We start from the raw sequence: 15,106 nt of genomic DNA, 5'->3' as shown, positions 1-15,106 counted from the left end.
TTTTTTATATTCGCTTCATCGAAATCGTTTCACGTATACTTTGTAAATTTTTTAGAGTTTCCTCTTGTCGTTGCAACGACAACCCTACATACAAAGTATCTAATAAGCTTAACTGTGCTAATCTTGATGAACTTGCTTCTGTGCGGAATTCAGTCTCACGTGTTGATGTATATAACGTTATATCAGCAAGTTGACTTAATGCTGATTTCTTATAGCTCGTAATCGCAATAATTTTGGCTCCTCTTGCTTTCGCTACTTCTAACGCTTCAAGTAATCCTTTATTGCTACCAGAATGAGAAATACCAATAACAACTGAATTTTCCGAGAGTAAACCTGCCCCCATAATTTGAAAATGCGAATCAGTATGAGCGATACAAGAAATACCCGTTCTCATAAACTTATGATACGCATCCATTGCAATAATACCAGAGCCACCATTTCCATAAAACTCAATTCGACTTGCTTCTTGTAAGGCTCGTACAGCCTGCTCAAGTGCCGTTTCATTAAGCAAATGTAAAGTATCTTGCAGTCCTGTAATATGCGAATGAAAAACTTTTTTAGCAACAGTTACCATACTATCTTCTGCTGATACCTCTTCATGGATATTTTGCATCGGTGTATGTACAATTTCACGAGCTAATGTAATCTTTAAATCTTGAAAACCTTGCAAACCAAGGTTTTTACATAAGCGGAATATCGTAGCTTCGGAACTATTCGTAACTTCAGCTAATTCTGTAATAGATTTATGTACAACATCTTGTGGATGTTTCAAAATATGTTCGGCAATACTTCGCAATTTCGGTGATAAACCATTTAACGAAGCCTGAATCTTTCCAATCCCACTTCTTGTACCAGGCATAGCATATCCTCCCCTTCCATCGTAGCTTTATCCTGTAAAAACCGATTAGTTGAACTAATCATCAGTGGGGATGGTCCTCCACTGATTAGAGTTTCACTTTATTGTACCTAATTATCGAAAGAAGAAAAACCTATATTAGGGATTACTATAATTTTTAATTGCTCCTATGTATTCTGTCATACGATATAACAGAATTATTCATGCTTATGAATAATTCTCTCCATGTTTCACTGCGTATAATGCGGCTTGCGTACGATCATCCACTTCCAATTTAGCTAAAACGTTTGAAACGTGTGTTTTCACAGTTTGTTCTGTAATATGAAGTTCTGCTGCAATCTCCTTATTGCTTCTTCCTTTTGCAATTTCGCGAAGTACCTCTTGTTCTCTTTTCGTTAACATTGAAAAAGGATTTTCTATTTCCTTCTTTACTGCGGAACGCCCCATTAATGCAGGTGTTACTTTCGGGTGAAAATTCGCATTTCCTTGCTGTACTGCAATAATAGAAGCGACAAGTTGCTCAGGTTGTACTTCTTTTAATTGATAACCATCTGCTCCAGCTTCAAGTGCTGGTATAACATAATCTTGCTCTGAAAAACTACTTAATATAAGTACCTTTATCGTCTCATCGTATTGCTTTAGACGTTTTGTTGCCTCAATTCCATCCATTTTCGGCATCGATACATCCATTAGTACGACATCCGGTCTTTCTTTTTGCACGAAATGTAATGCCTCTTCGCCATTTTCCGCTTCCCCAATAATTTCAAATTCTTCTCTCGTTTTCAAAAAGAATACAAGTCCTCTTCGAACGATATGATGATCCTCAACTAGTAGCAATTTAATCTTCAATCTTATTCTCCCCTTCAAATCGGCAATTGAATTTCTATTTTTGTACCCTTTTTCAGCTCCGTTATAATTTGAAACGATCCCTTCATTAACTGAATACGTTCCTTCATACTTTTCAGACCAAGTGCTGATTCCCTTACTTGTTCTTGTATAAATCCTATTCCATTATCTTCTATGTAAAAATGTAACTGGTTATTTTCTATTTTTAAAAGAACATGTACCTTTTCACACGAAGCATGCTTTTTACAATTATGTAGCGCCTCTTGGCTAATACGCCATAAAACTTCTTCTATTTCATCCCCAATTGAAACCATCCCATCAATTCGAACTTCCACTTGAACTCCTAATAACTTCCCGTAATTTTGAATTGCTTCTGCTAACCCTTTCTCTAATCCTTCAGGTCTTAATTGCCAAATTAATAGAGTCATCTCTTGTAATGCTTCTTGTGATAATTCTCCAATATAACTTAACATCTCTTGCAATTCTCTATCTTGCGTCATATTCAGAGTACCTTTCGCTGTTAGCATAATAGAAAATAACAATTGTTTTACTGAATCATGTAAATCACGTGCAAGTCGATTTCTTTCCGCTACCACTACATATTTACGTTCTTTCTCAACTAACTGAATACGTTGTATTGTCGTTCCAATTTGAAATGCAATTGATTCTAATAATGCTAACTCTTCCTCTGAAAAATGAGTCTTATGAGGTGCAGCCACATTTAGTAGACCAAATTTTTCTGATCCAGACCTAAGCGGAATTGTCGCATGATGTGTAACATCTTCTGTCTCTCCCCAATTACATTCAATTGCATCTTCTATTCGCTTACATTCAATAATATTAGTCGCTTTTTCCAATCTCCCATTTACAAAACGTTCTACACACCAACAGTTTCCTTCACACATCGGCTTCTTCTCTTGCCACGTAAGAGCTTCTGGTAAATTTTCGTCTACAAGCATGCTATGCTTTCCACTTTCATCAATAAAGAATATCCACCCTGTTTGTAAATTCATTACTTGTAACAATGTATGCAACACTTTTTCTAACATATCCTGTAAGTTTGTTGCTTCATTTAATAATTCAGCAATTTCTTTTAATGCTTCTAAACGACGCATCTCTTTTTCTTCAAAGTTCATTCTCATCACCAACTACAATTATAACATTAAGAAATTTCTAAATTCTATAAATAAAAAAAGAACCGAATTCCTTCAGCCCTTTCTTTATATCAATCATTTTATTATTGTTATTCTATCCAATTTTGGAAGCAGAATTTTTGTTAACAAACGATTCTACTTTAGCTGTCCGATAAAGATTGTCCACCATGGATATGCTGTAAACCTTCAGTAGTAACAACCATATTCGCTGCTGGCATTTGCACTTGATTTTTATGGAACATAGACATTAATTCAAATCTTACTTGTCTAGAAGTTTCAAAATAATCTTCTGGCTTTATTAAACCTGTAATACAAAATTCATAGCCAACATATTTCAAGTTAGGATTTAAGTCTGTAACACCAACGTATTTAAATGGTTCAACAGCCTCATCCTCTACTCTATAAAGAGTTTGATTCAATTTTTCATTGCATATAACACATACTTCTTCTAACAATTCCTTCACTCTTGTTGGATCTTCCTGATAACTTACCGTGATGCGTTCAATTACACGCATCCATCCTTTATTAAAATTTTGTATCGTTCTAATCTCTCCGTGCGGGATGGTAAGTAGTTTTCCTGACCATTCACGAATTTGCATAAAACGAATACTAATCTCTTCAATAGTTCCTGAATTTGTTCCGTTAAAAGTTACAAAATCACCAACTCGAAACTCTTTGTCCGCTAATCTTGCAAAACCTAATATAACATCTTTTAGCATCTGTTGTGCAGCAAAACCGATGACAACTCCAGCTATCCCTGCACCTGCAATAATACTTTTTATATCTACAAATTGGCTAATTAAATATATGATAAGACTGATGATAATGATATATCTAAAAATAGATCGAATTACACTTTGAATTGTCTGCTCTACCTCTTCATCAAAAAAGCTTGATTTCCTAAAAAACCAATCAATAATACGGTTTATTACAAAAGAAATAATGATTAAAACTAAAGCAAATAGTAAAAATCTTAAAAGTAAAAACTCTCGTACATAATTAAAAAATTCTTCCGTATACGTTAATAAGCTCATTTAACCACTTCCTTACTAATTAAAAAATTCATAATCGCCTAAGTTTGTTCCAGAAAAATCTATTATCCTAATCTTAAATGCCACTACCCTTACTATGTATTTTGACTCTATTACTAATTCACTTTAAACAGTATGTCTAGCTGTTCTTTTTCCTTTCCCTTTAAATATACCCTTTTTAATAATCTAAAGGGAGCTAATAGTGATTTTTTTAATATTACAACTTTATTCTACTCATTACGATTTCAATTAATTTATTAACTAAGTACAAAAAAGAGCTGAAATCATCAGCTCTTTTATTCGATGTTAATTGTTGTCTTACTGTTTTTTTCTTCTTTCAGTTTTGGTAATTCTATTGTCAACACGCCATCTTTATAATTTGCTCTAACATTTTCTTCCTCAACTTGTTTAAAACTAAAGCGTCGAGTTACAGAACCTATAGAACGTTCTTTACGAATATATGTGCCATTCTCATTTTTTTCTTCTACTTCATTATGGTTAGTTGCTTGAATCGTTAATACATCTTGTTCAAAATCAACTTGAATGTTTTCTTTTTGAAAACCTGGTAAATCTGCTTTCACAGTATATTTATCAGATTGCTCATGAACATCTACTTTAAAAGTATCCATGTTCAGTGGCTTAAAGAAAGCATCTGTCATCCCTTCTAATAAAGAAGGCCCAAAATCAAAAATACCATTTTGACGTTTTGTTATCTCTGGAAATAAATTACGCATATTTTTTCCTCCTTATTATTTATGAATGAAAGATTATCTCTTTCTGCCTTTATTATAACATTTGACCTTTTTTGATGTATATTTTACCAAATAAAACACATGAGATATTTGACATCTCTCATCTTTATAAAGAGGAATATATTTATATAATAACGAATAGTTTATATGCTCTTATTTTTCCTTAAGGAGGTTACCTACAATAGGGTATATGGAAGAAATTAGAGAAGTTGTCGGATCAAGACCACTCAATTTAGTAGGCGTTGCGGTAGCTGTTTTCAATGAACAATGACAAATAAAAGAGACCTTTTTAAAGGCCTCTTTTTTATTTCACTTCTGCATGTAAACAAGATTTAAAATGTCCAAGTGCAAATTCATGTCCTTGTGCATTAAAAGATGCAACCGCCTTTTCATAAACAACAATTTTAAACCCTTTATTATAAGCATCTACTGCTGTATGAAGAACACAAATATCAGTACAAACACCTACAAGATGAACTTCTGCTATTCCTCTTTCTCTTAGCTTCATCTCTAAATCCGTTCCAGCAAACGCACTGTATCGCGTTTTATCCATATAATATACATTCTCAGCATTTTTATATGTTTCGTATACTTCTTGTAACTCACCGAATAAGTCTCTACCATTTGTACCTGCTATATTATGAGGAGGAAATAATTTCGCTTCGGGATGATATTCATCATTTTCTTCATGTTTATCAATTGCAAACACTACGTAATCCCCATTTTCAATATATTGCTTCGTTATATGTACAATTTCATTCTCAATTTCTTGTCCTGGTTTTCCGCAAGTTAAAGCACCTTTTTCCGCTACAAAATCATATGTATAATCAATATTAATAAGAGCTCGTTTCATTACTATCTCTCCTTCTTCTGTTTCACAGTAAACAATAGAAAATTTGTTATTACGACATCGTATGTACTATTCGACATTTCAAATGAAATACCTACATTTTTCTTGCAAAACTCACCTTAATCCGAGTTTATCATAAAGTGAAACTTTAATCATTGGAGAGGTTGTTCATCTCCAATGATTATCAGCCCTCATCAATCGTGCATTTACAGGCAGTTGATCTCCCACCTAATCTCCTCACCTATACCGAGTTTTAAGGTAAGGTCTTACTGCCCGTTAGTGCGGGATATAATAGATAAACAATGGTAAAACAAATAGCTCCTATTAACAAGTCATGAATTTGATAATTGAGCGTTATTTGCATAAACTCTTATATCGTAAACCAAATTACTGCCATCATTAGGCTAATCAAAATGATACGAATACACCGATTCACGTATTCAGCCTCTTTCTCTGTCATAAGTAACAAGTGATTTCTTCCTATTTAATTGTATTAGAAAATGAAATAAGTTATTCACTCTTGCACACTCTAGTCCAAACAAAAAAGCACACTACTTTTTGAGTAATGTACTTTTTATTCATATTAAGACGCTGGTTTTGTCTCAAATGTTGCTTGATTAAAACTAATAACCTTTCCTTTCGGGTCATTGTTTTCATACTGAACTGCAGTAATTGTATGACTACCTGTTTCCAGCGTTTTTTCTTTTAACTGCACTGTTGTCTGCGTTGTACTAGTTACTTGATGTTTATCCGTATACATTTGATCTACAAATACGAATGTTTCTTTATCACTTTGAAAATTAGAAAGTTCTAATTCAACTTGCTGAATTAACGTATCCTTTTTGATGAATACAGTCGGTATATTGCCGTTTTCAGAAGTACCATCTGGAGTAATAACTTTTACTTTCCCTTCTCCAATTGACATTGCTCCTTCAGGAAATACAACCATATTCTCATCACTTGCGTTTACAACTTGTTCTTCCTGTTTTGATTGCGCGTCCTCTTTTTCCTGTGGAGCACCGCAACCAACTAATAACAATACAGACAATCCAGTGATTATGAATTTTTTCAAAATTCATCCCCCCTGTAACTTCATTATAATTTATTATACAAAAATAACTTTTAAATTTTGAGACTACTTTCAACACTTTCATGAACAAATAGAATCTTGCTCACGATTAATGTATCATACTTTCCTTAATAGAACATTAATTTTTTTTATGAAATAAATAGTAATTCCCTCTTATCTATCATTTTAGCCCAACATATGAATTACATACCCTCAAAAATAAAAAGACATTGTTAGTTCAATGTCTTTTCTATACAGCAATTAAAAAACAAACGTTGTAATCTCATCTACTTCTTTTCTTGTAAGTTTCTTCGGTTTATCTTTCGGAAATCCGAGTGAAATAACCATATTTATTTGTTTTTCAGGCTCAATTTGTAAATATTGGCGCAGTTCATCTTGAGCTAGCAATACTGGCCCTGTCATTGGACAAGTACCAAGTCCCTTTGCATGTGCAGCTAACATTAAGTTTTGTGCCGCTAAACAGCTACTCTTAATGCCTTCTTCTTCCCAAACTGAATCTGGAACAAAAGCAATTGGATCAAATATCTTTTCACGGAACTTTGATTCATATGGTGTTGCCAAACATACGATTAATACTGGTGCCTCCGAGAAAGCTGTTGCATATGGTCCGAAAGAACGTGTAAGTAATTTCCCTGCTTTCTCTTCTCCATTTTCTGCTGCTTTTGTCGCAAGTTTATGTAATGCATCCCATGTCATTTGTTCAATTTCTTTAATCTTCTCTCGATTCATGATAACTAAGAATTCCCACGTTTGTGAATTCGTATCACTTGGTGCGTAACGAGCACAATCAATTATTTCTTTTATATCATTAGTAGATACTTCTTGATCTGTAAACTTTCTAACACTTCGTCTTCCGTGAATTACTTCTTTAAAATCTTCATAATTCATATATTAAATCCCCTTTTTACAGCGTTTTCAAAACTTGTCCTATGCTTGAATTATATCATGAAAAAAAGCCGGAAGAATACCAGCTTTTTTCTTCATAATTAATTTGTCACTTTAAATAAACGAATACTCTCTTCGTATGCAGCTTGTAGTTTTTTCGTAATTGGTCCTCTTTCACCAGCCCCGAACTGTTCATCACCAATTTGAACGACTGGGAATATTTCAAGCGGCGTCGCTGTAAAGAAGCACTCCTCAGCGTCATATACTTCTTGTAATGAAAACTCTCGTTCCTCTACATCGATATGTAACTCTTTCGCTAATGTAATTACGTAGTGACGTGTAATACCATGTAAAATGAAATGATCCGCTGGATGTGTAATCAACTTATTATTCTTCACGATAAAGAAATTGGAATGACACCCTTCAGTCACAATGCCATCTCGTACTAATATTGCTTCTTGATACCCTTGTTCATTTATTTTGTTTTTGATCATGATATTAGGAAGCAAATTTAAAGATTTTATATGGCAAAACTTCCACCTGATGTCCTCTTCTACTGTCACCTTAATCCCTGCCTCCATTGAAGCAACTGGTCTTGGGAACGAAACAAGATTTGCAAAATATGTCGGTTGTAAATCTGATTCATATACATGATTGCGCGGTTGTGCACCTCTTGATATTTGTAAATATACATTCCCATCTTCTTGAAATTGATTTTTTTTAATCATTTGATATAACTCTTCTACTAATTCTTCCTTCGTAAATGGTGGAATTAGTTTTATTTCCGCCATAGAGTTAAAGAATCGTTCCAAATGTAAATCTAATAAATGAGGCTTGCCATCGTATAGTCTAAATACTTCATAAATCCCATCACCAAATTGGAAGCCTCGCTCTTCTAATGCGACCATCGGCTGTTCTTCCTTCGTATTAATCATTCTCCCATTAAACAAGATCCAATCTTTATGAGTAGCTTTCATTCTTCCCCACTCCTTTATCACATGATTGATTTTATTGTACAACTTATGACACCCTGAAAGAAGGAATTTTCTGTATTTTCACAAACAAAAAATACATCACTTCGTAAAAGTGATGTATTTTATCATTTATTTAAGGAAATATTTTTCAATATCATCTAACATAAGGTTCGCAGCTTTAATACCGCCTGCTGTATTCCAGATTACCTCATCTACTTGGAATACTTTGTTATTTTTAGAAGCCTGTAGTTGCTTAAAGAGTGGATCTTCTGTCCATTCCTTTGCTAACGAATTTCCTTCATTATTCTTATCTGCATCTTTATCAGACGTGAAATAGAATAAGTAGTCTCCGTCCATATTTGGAATCTGCTCTTTTGTAATTCCTTTTATCGCAAAATCATCTTTATCTTGTAATGGTGGTCGTTTAAATCCAATATCATTTAAAACAACGCCCGAGAATGAGTTTTTTTGATAAATACGAACATCACCTGGCACGAAACGAATAATAGAAACTTTAGAATTCAATTTATCGCCTAACTTCTCTTTCATTCCTTCAATGCGTTTTTTATAATCATCAAGAGCTTTTTGCCCTTCTTTTTCTTTATTTACAGCTTTTGTATAAAGTGTAAAGTTTTCTTTCCAATCACCGCGTAATGTTTCTGCATAAACAGTTGGTGCGATTTCTTTTAGCTGATCATATATTTTTTCATGACGCATTTTATTTCCGATAATTAAATCTGGCTTAAGCTTCATTACAGCCTCTAAATTAATATCACGTTCAGTTCCTACAACTTCCGTGTTTTTTAACTCTTTCGCTAAATGAGGATACCATTCATCACCAGCACGTGGTTTCGTAGTCCCCACTGGCGTTACGCCCACAGCTAGGAGAGCCTCTGCGCCTTCATTTGTTAAAACAACAACTTTTTTAGGTGTACCATTTACTGTCGTTTCACCCATTGCATGCTTTACCGTATATGAATCTTTTGCTTTCGCTGATATATTATTTTCTTTTTTCTCTTCTTTACTACATCCTGCAATTACAACCATGAGTATCATAATGCAGAACATAATTAGTTTTTTAGTATGTATCATATGTCCTCCCTAGATGAAATCGATTATCATTAACATTTAAAGATTAATGTATCTTACATACATTGTCAATGTATATAAGATAACTTTTTTAATATATACTATTTAGATTCTATCCGCTTTTCTAATGTTTCTTTTTAAAACATAGTGCATAAGTATGAAAAAAAATGTTGTTATTAAAATGCGTATCCTTGTTATACATAACAAGGATACGCATCCATATTGCACTATCATTTCAATTCCTAATATTGAGTATACTTAATATACGCTGAGTCATTATATACCCACTGATTTCCCCCAAGGTTTAACCAACCATTTTCATTTATATATACTAAATAAGATTCTGGAGAATTTAATTGGCGGATAACTGCAGATGTAGTTGATGGACCACTTCTTAAATTTACATTCATCCCTTGTATATATGCAACCCCAATCGGGCTTCCATCACTATTGCTTGTCTTTACAAAATTAATGTACGAAGGATCATTATACACCCATTGTCCATTCCCCAAATCTAGCCATCCGTTACTTTCCTGATATACAACGTAAGATTCTGGAGAATTTAATTGACGAATAACTGAGGAAGAAGTTGATGGACCATTTCTTAAATTTACATTTTTCCCAAGAACATAAGCGATTCCCTTCGTTTGAGGTGTCGGTTGTGGGTTAGGGGGTTGTGGATTTGGAGCTACTCCCAAAATAGCTGCTATTCCATTTGCATACGCTTGACTTAGATCTTCAATAAATTGTGGATTTTTTAATAAATTCGCATCAAACGCTGTATCAATAAAAGCAGTCTCAGTTAAAATTGCATCCATTGCGGTTTCTCTTAATACCGCATAATTTTCTTTTTTTGCTCCTCGATCACGAAGACCGTATTTTATTAATACAGGATTGACAGCTGTATGCATTTTTTGTTGCTTTGCATATGCAGTGCTGCTATTGGATAACGCATTATAAATATAACTTTCAAAACCTGTACCCCCGCCGCTATTAATATGAAATGAAATAAAATAATCCGCACTGAAAGCATTAGCAATATTAGCACGTTCCGATAAAGAAATAAACACATCACTATCACGTGTCATTTTAATTGTAATTGGGTAATTTACCGTTAAAATGTCTCGAACGCGTCTAGCAATTTGAAGTGTTAAGTTTTTTTCTACTAAACCATTACCAACAGCACCAGAATCATATCCACCGTGCCCTGCGTCTATAACAAGTTTCATTTTATTGCCCCGCCCCTTTCTTGTAATATGTTCGCATTTCTACTCGTCCTATTTTATGTGAAATGTACAAGTTCTGTTACAATTGCAAATAAAAAAACCGCCTTATGTAAGGCGGTTTCTATCATCTTGCTTTAACCAATTTAAAATAAATATATACGATTGATAGTGAACATAACGTATGCAAAATAAAATAAATAAAAGTGCTATTCCAACACCACTATAAAGTAAACCAAACTTTAAAAAAACATTTACAAGTGGTGGAAAGTTCATTAGATTTTGTAATGTACTAAGCATACAAAACATAATGAAAAAGACAGGGATGTATTGTAATTCATATGGCTTTTTTTTCTTACTCATTCTTTTCCGAATGATTATATGACATAATTCTGCTACTATAAAGCACCCTCCAATTAATACAAGACCAGAAGTCATCGTCATACATCCACCTGCCTTATATTTATTGTATCGCATAAATAATCATCGTTATATTTTCTTTACATACTCTTCATCTTCTGAAGTAAAACCAAAACTCTCTATGAAAGACTTCGCCTTTTCTGTTAATTTCTCTTGTAGCACTTTTATTTCTTTCACATTTCTTTGTTTCATCATTTCTTCAAATGTAAAATACGTATTTGTACCATAACCGTAACCTTGGTAATCAAAATGAATAATTAGCTGTGATAAAACAGCCCGTTCCTCTTGTACACTATAATCTATTACACCAATATATGTATCATCAACTTTCACACAGTACTGTACCTTTTTCTCACCTAAACTATGCGATTTAAACATTTCTTTAACAACGCTTTCATTTTCTACAGTAACTTTCTCAAACGTAATCATATGTTGTCCATCCTTTTACTATTATTGTATCAATAATACTTCCTATTTATGAAAAAAACCTTAAGACCGTATGCGATCTTAAGGTTTTTCTAATTAAACTAAGCTATACGCACGTTTTGTTTCTTCATGGAACTTATTCGTATCGTATTTATGCTCAACATAAATTTGGTGCCATACCATAAACGCAAGTACAGTCCAAATTTTACGGCTATAATCGCCTTTATCTGCACAATGTGCTTCCAGTAAGTTTAATACATACTGTTTGTCGATTAAATGCTCTGTCTTACTTTCGTTTATAATATTTATAGCCCAATCATGCATTTCGTCTTTTAACCAGTGACGAATTGGTACTGGGAATCCAAGTTTTTTACGATCTAATACGTGATCTGGAACGATTCCGCGTGCTGCTTCACGTAAAATAGCTTTCGTAGTTCCGTTAGCAATCTTAAATTCAGTTGGAATTTTAGATGCAACATCGAATACTTCTTTATCTAAGAACGGTACACGAAGTTCTAATGAGTTTGCCATTGTCATTTTATCAGCTTTTAATAAAATGTCACCGCGTAACCATGTGAACATGTCAATGTACTGCATTTTACTTACATCATCATAATCTTTAATCTCGTTATACAATGGTTTCGTGATATCCATATAGTTAACACTTTCATTGTAATACTTCATTAATTCAGCTTTTTCTTCTTCACGGAAGATTTTAGCATTTCCATAGTAACGCTCTTCAATTGGTGTACATCCACGCTCTAAGAAGCTCTTACCTTTAAATCCTTCTTTAAGAGCACCACTTAATGCTTTTAGAACGCTCTTACCTGGGCTAGGAATGTAAGAGAACATTTTTAGTGAGTTTGGCTCACGGTAAATGTTATAACCACCAAATAGCTCGTCTGCGCCTTCACCTGAAAGAACAACTGTTACATGTTTACGTGCTTCTTTCGCAACGAAGTACAATGGTACAGCTGCTGGATCAGCTAAAGGATCATCCATATGCCAAATGATTTTTGGGAACTCATCCATAAATTCTTTCGCTGAAATGAATACGTTATGGTTTTTAACGCCTAATTTCTCAGCTGTTTCTTTCGCAACATCAACTTCACTGAAACCACGTTGCTCAAAACCAACAGAGAATGTTAAAAGATTTGGATTCATTTCTCTTGCGATAGAAGCGATGATAGATGAATCGATACCACCAGATAAGAATGAACCTACTGGTACATCACTACGCATATGCACTTTTACTGAATCATATAACACATCACGAATTGCTTGGATATGCTCCTCTTTCGTTGCACTTGAAGCGTTGAAATAAGGTTTCCAGTAGCGATGGATTTCCATCTCTTTACCGATTTCTTTTACGAAATAATGACCAGGCTCGATTTTATTAACATCAATTGTTAACGTTTCTGGCTCTGGACCATATTGGTACGTAAAGTAATGTTGTAGTGACGTTGGATTAACGCCTTTATCTTCCATCACATGCATAATACTTTTCTTCTCAGATGCGAAGAATGTAGTATCACCTTGTTGTGCGATGTATAAAGGTTTAATACCGAAGTGGTCACGTGCACCGAAAAGTTTCTTTTCCTCACGATCCCAAATCATAAATGCAAACATACCACGAAGGTAGTCTACACATTTTTCTTTCATATGTGCATACAATGCAATGATAACTTCTGTATCAGATTGCGTTGCAAACGTTGCACCTTTTTCAAGTAACATTTCACGTAATTCTACATAGTTGTAAATTTCACCATTAAAAATAATTACATATCGATCATTTTCATAAGTTAGCGGCTGATGTCCTGCCTCTAAGTCAATGATGCTTAAACGGCGGAAGCCAAATTGTACATGTTCATCACGAAAATATCCTTCGTCATCTGGACCACGGTGGAAAATCATCGTGTTCATATTTTCAAATTGATGTTTTTCTGTTTCTGAAAACTCTCTAGGGTTTTCACATAAACATCCTACAAAACCACACATACTTCTTACCCTCTTTCAGTTTTCATTCTGTCTCTATACTACTATATCAACCCTATTTATACTAGCATAATCAACTGAATATGGCGACCAAAAACTATAAAAAAATCACTCCATTTCACATTTTTAACAATTTTTTATGAAAACATGAAAACTAGGCACTCACCTTTCTCCGCTTTTGTCATATGATATTGCAAATTGATTTCTAGGAGGGAATACCATGAGTGAAGAAAAAAAAGATTCTTCTCGCCCACCGGTTCGTAATTACTTAAAGCAAATTGATGATTTCTTCGAGCAAACACCTCTTCGCAATGTAATCGCTGATTTAAATCATTTTTTCCAAAAAGGAAACCGTTTATTAACATTCCCTGTAGATTTATATGAAGTTGGTGAAGAACTCGTTGTTACAGCTGAACTACCAGGTATACAAAAAGAACAAATCCAAATTGAAATACAAAGTGAATACTTAAAAGTCTCTGTAAAAGAAGAGATACTTGAAGAGGAAGAAGAACAAACATCCCATAACTATTATCGCCGAGAACGTTCCATTTCAGAAGCATCAAGATTGATTAAATTGCCGTATTCAATTAATAAAAAAGCGGCAAAAGCTTCTTATCAAAACGGCGTATTAGAAATTCGTGCACCGAAACTTCCCCAGCAACATGACATTTTATCGATAGACTAATACAAAAAAAATAAGGGTGCTATGCACCCTTATTTTTAACCCACTAATCGCTTCATATCACGTATAATGTCTTCGTATGGCGTATTACTAATGCCACTATACTTTTTCATTACTTTTCCGTTTTGATCAATTAAATAAAATGATGTCCCATGCATGACCTGACCGTTCTCCGGCTTATCAACAAGTGATTGGAAATTATCTTTTGAAAACTTTGTAATATCTTCTAACGAATACCCCGTTAATAAATTCCAGTTACTAGTATCCTCTGTAAACTTTTGAATAAAAGCTTTCAGATTTTCTGGCTTATCAAGGTCTGGATCTACACTAAATGAAACAAACTGAACGTCTAATTTCTCTTCTTTTGCCATCTTTTGAAGCTTGGCCATATTTGCAGTCATTGGTGGACAAACTGTCTGACAATTTGTGAACATAAAATCTGCAACCCAAACTTTCCCTTTTAAATCTTTTGTACCAAATTTCTTTCCATCTTGATTTGTAAATTGGAAGGTTTCTAAATCCCAATTTAATGGTTTACGAAGCTTTGAACCTGATTCACTACATCCAGCAAGTACAAAGAGACAAAATACAACCATAAGACCAATTATTTTTTGATAACGCTTCATTTATAAACCTCTTTTCTCTATCCTAAATTTAAATAGGTTATGTTTATAATAACAAAAGTTAACACTACGAGAAAATTGTTTACTACATTTGTTCACGAAATCGTACGAATTTACGTATGTTACTTCTTTATTTCAAGCGAATTACTAGACAAAATATATTTTTTTACTATTATTTCTCTAAATAAAAGTGATAAAACTAATTTCATT

16 protein-coding genes and 2 pseudogenes are annotated in these 15,106 nt (G+C 33.7%); 2 read left to right on the top strand and 16 right to left on the bottom strand.

Going from position 1 to position 15,106, the window contains the following annotated elements:
* Window positions 1-4: 4 nt before the first annotated feature.
* From MKY21_RS11195 to MKY21_RS11175, 5 genes are all read right to left on the bottom strand, one after another.
* Window positions 5-859 (bottom strand): MurR/RpiR family transcriptional regulator, encoded by an 855-nt coding sequence (locus tag MKY21_RS11195; protein ID WP_001119646.1) that lies wholly within the window; start codon window positions 857-859, stop codon window positions 5-7.
* A gap of 204 nt (window positions 860-1,063) precedes the next feature.
* Window positions 1,064-1,705 (bottom strand): two-component system response regulator CasR, encoded by a 642-nt coding sequence (gene casR, locus MKY21_RS11190; RefSeq protein WP_000694631.1) that lies wholly within the window; start codon window positions 1,703-1,705, stop codon window positions 1,064-1,066.
* Window positions 1,706-1,719: 14 nt separating this feature from the next.
* A complete protein-coding gene (casK, locus tag MKY21_RS11185; RefSeq protein WP_268501773.1) occupies window positions 1,720-2,817 on the bottom strand; it encodes a two-component system sensor histidine kinase CasK in 1,098 nt (365 codons plus the stop codon).
* 179 nt (window positions 2,818-2,996) lie between these two features.
* Complete coding sequence (locus tag MKY21_RS11180) at window positions 2,997-3,890, bottom strand: mechanosensitive ion channel family protein (RefSeq protein WP_000055434.1); 894 nt, start codon at window positions 3,888-3,890, stop codon at window positions 2,997-2,999.
* A 293-nt stretch (window positions 3,891-4,183) separates the two neighbouring features.
* On the bottom strand, window positions 4,184-4,621 hold the full coding sequence (locus tag MKY21_RS11175; protein ID WP_001245052.1) for an Hsp20/alpha crystallin family protein: 438 nt from the start codon (window positions 4,619-4,621) through the stop codon (window positions 4,184-4,186).
* A gap of 199 nt (window positions 4,622-4,820) precedes the next feature.
* Between MKY21_RS11175 and MKY21_RS11170 the strand changes: the two are divergent.
* Window positions 4,821-4,907 (top strand): annotated as a pseudogene (locus tag MKY21_RS11170) (DNA mismatch repair protein MutT); the annotation flags it as partial.
* 36 nt (window positions 4,908-4,943) lie between these two features.
* Here the strand turns inward: MKY21_RS11170 and MKY21_RS11165 are convergent.
* From MKY21_RS11165 to asnB, 10 genes and pseudogenes are all read right to left on the bottom strand, one after another.
* Window positions 4,944-5,492 (bottom strand): cysteine hydrolase family protein, encoded by a 549-nt coding sequence (locus MKY21_RS11165; protein ID WP_016117736.1) that lies wholly within the window; start codon window positions 5,490-5,492, stop codon window positions 4,944-4,946.
* 250 nt (window positions 5,493-5,742) lie between these two features.
* A pseudogene (locus MKY21_RS11160) lies at window positions 5,743-5,949 on the bottom strand (hypothetical protein).
* A 123-nt stretch (window positions 5,950-6,072) separates the two neighbouring features.
* Complete coding sequence (locus MKY21_RS11155; RefSeq protein WP_000713496.1) at window positions 6,073-6,561, bottom strand: hypothetical protein; 489 nt, start codon at window positions 6,559-6,561, stop codon at window positions 6,073-6,075.
* A gap of 258 nt (window positions 6,562-6,819) precedes the next feature.
* The gene (locus MKY21_RS11150; RefSeq protein ID WP_044795545.1) at window positions 6,820-7,467 is read right to left on the bottom strand and encodes a nitroreductase family protein; all 648 of its coding nucleotides are present in this window, start codon (window positions 7,465-7,467) and stop codon (window positions 6,820-6,822) included.
* Between the two features lie 98 nt (window positions 7,468-7,565).
* On the bottom strand, window positions 7,566-8,441 hold the full coding sequence (dat, locus tag MKY21_RS11145) for a D-amino-acid transaminase (RefSeq protein ID WP_000648387.1): 876 nt from the start codon (window positions 8,439-8,441) through the stop codon (window positions 7,566-7,568).
* 126 nt (window positions 8,442-8,567) lie between these two features.
* Window positions 8,568-9,530 (bottom strand): ABC transporter substrate-binding protein, encoded by a 963-nt coding sequence (locus MKY21_RS11140; RefSeq protein ID WP_000581989.1) that lies wholly within the window; start codon window positions 9,528-9,530, stop codon window positions 8,568-8,570.
* A 239-nt stretch (window positions 9,531-9,769) separates the two neighbouring features.
* Entirely contained in the window at window positions 9,770-10,756 is a 987-nt protein-coding gene (locus tag MKY21_RS11135) for an N-acetylmuramoyl-L-alanine amidase (RefSeq protein ID WP_044795542.1), read from the bottom strand.
* 102 nt (window positions 10,757-10,858) lie between these two features.
* A complete protein-coding gene (locus tag MKY21_RS11130; protein WP_000200459.1) occupies window positions 10,859-11,188 on the bottom strand; it encodes a hypothetical protein in 330 nt (109 codons plus the stop codon).
* 51 nt (window positions 11,189-11,239) lie between these two features.
* Window positions 11,240-11,599 (bottom strand): GNAT family N-acetyltransferase, encoded by a 360-nt coding sequence (locus MKY21_RS11125; protein ID WP_000627523.1) that lies wholly within the window; start codon window positions 11,597-11,599, stop codon window positions 11,240-11,242.
* Window positions 11,600-11,692: 93 nt separating this feature from the next.
* Window positions 11,693-13,594: an asparagine synthase (glutamine-hydrolyzing) gene (gene asnB / locus MKY21_RS11120; RefSeq protein WP_000333816.1), complete on the bottom strand. Its 1,902-nt coding sequence runs from the start codon at window positions 13,592-13,594 to the stop codon at window positions 11,693-11,695.
* Window positions 13,595-13,811: 217 nt separating this feature from the next.
* Between asnB and MKY21_RS11115 the strand changes: the two genes are divergently transcribed.
* Entirely contained in the window at window positions 13,812-14,276 is a 465-nt protein-coding gene (locus tag MKY21_RS11115) for an Hsp20/alpha crystallin family protein (RefSeq protein WP_001288085.1), read from the top strand.
* A 35-nt stretch (window positions 14,277-14,311) separates the two neighbouring features.
* Here the strand turns inward: MKY21_RS11115 and MKY21_RS11110 are convergent, their stop codons facing one another.
* On the bottom strand, window positions 14,312-14,899 hold the full coding sequence (locus tag MKY21_RS11110) for an SCO family protein (RefSeq protein WP_000833331.1): 588 nt from the start codon (window positions 14,897-14,899) through the stop codon (window positions 14,312-14,314).
* Window positions 14,900-15,106 lie beyond the last annotated feature (207 nt).

It is taken from the genome of Bacillus sp. FSL R9-9497, assembly GCF_038005805.1.
In the GTDB taxonomy this organism is placed as follows: Bacteria; Bacillota; Bacilli; order Bacillales; family Bacillaceae_G; genus Bacillus_A; species Bacillus_A cereus.
This window is presented reverse-complemented; position numbering and strand designations above follow the sequence as displayed.

Bases quoted from the DNA above. Each gene is read 5' to 3' on its own strand.
- MKY21_RS11195 (WP_001119646.1), bottom strand. From the start codon at position 859: ATGCCTGGTACAAGAAGTGGGATTGGAAAGATTCAGGCTTCGTTAAAT.
- casK (WP_268501773.1), bottom strand. From the start codon at position 2,817: ATGCGTCGTTTAGAAGCATTAAAAGAAATTGCTGAATTATTAAATGAA.
- MKY21_RS11180 (WP_000055434.1), bottom strand. From the start codon at position 3,890: ATGAGCTTATTAACGTATACGGAAGAATTTTTTAATTATGTACGAGAG.
- MKY21_RS11175 (WP_001245052.1), bottom strand. From the start codon at position 4,621: ATGCGTAATTTATTTCCAGAGATAACAAAACGTCAAAATGGTATTTTT.
- MKY21_RS11165 (WP_016117736.1), bottom strand. From the start codon at position 5,492: ATGAAACGAGCTCTTATTAATATTGATTATACATATGATTTTGTAGCG.
- MKY21_RS11150 (WP_044795545.1), bottom strand. From the start codon at position 7,467: ATGAATTATGAAGATTTTAAAGAAGTAATTCACGGAAGACGAAGTGTT.
- dat (WP_000648387.1), bottom strand. From the start codon at position 8,441: ATGAAAGCTACTCATAAAGATTGGATCTTGTTTAATGGGAGAATGATT.
- MKY21_RS11140 (WP_000581989.1), bottom strand. From the start codon at position 9,530: ATGATACATACTAAAAAACTAATTATGTTCTGCATTATGATACTCATG.
- MKY21_RS11135 (WP_044795542.1), bottom strand. From the start codon at position 10,756: ATGAAACTTGTTATAGACGCAGGGCACGGTGGATATGATTCTGGTGCT.
- MKY21_RS11130 (WP_000200459.1), bottom strand. From the start codon at position 11,188: ATGACTTCTGGTCTTGTATTAATTGGAGGGTGCTTTATAGTAGCAGAA.
- MKY21_RS11125 (WP_000627523.1), bottom strand. From the start codon at position 11,599: ATGATTACGTTTGAGAAAGTTACTGTAGAAAATGAAAGCGTTGTTAAA.
- asnB (WP_000333816.1), bottom strand. From the start codon at position 13,594: ATGTGTGGTTTTGTAGGATGTTTATGTGAAAACCCTAGAGAGTTTTCA.
- MKY21_RS11115 (WP_001288085.1), top strand. From the start codon at position 13,812: ATGAGTGAAGAAAAAAAAGATTCTTCTCGCCCACCGGTTCGTAATTAC.
- MKY21_RS11110 (WP_000833331.1), bottom strand. From the start codon at position 14,899: ATGAAGCGTTATCAAAAAATAATTGGTCTTATGGTTGTATTTTGTCTC.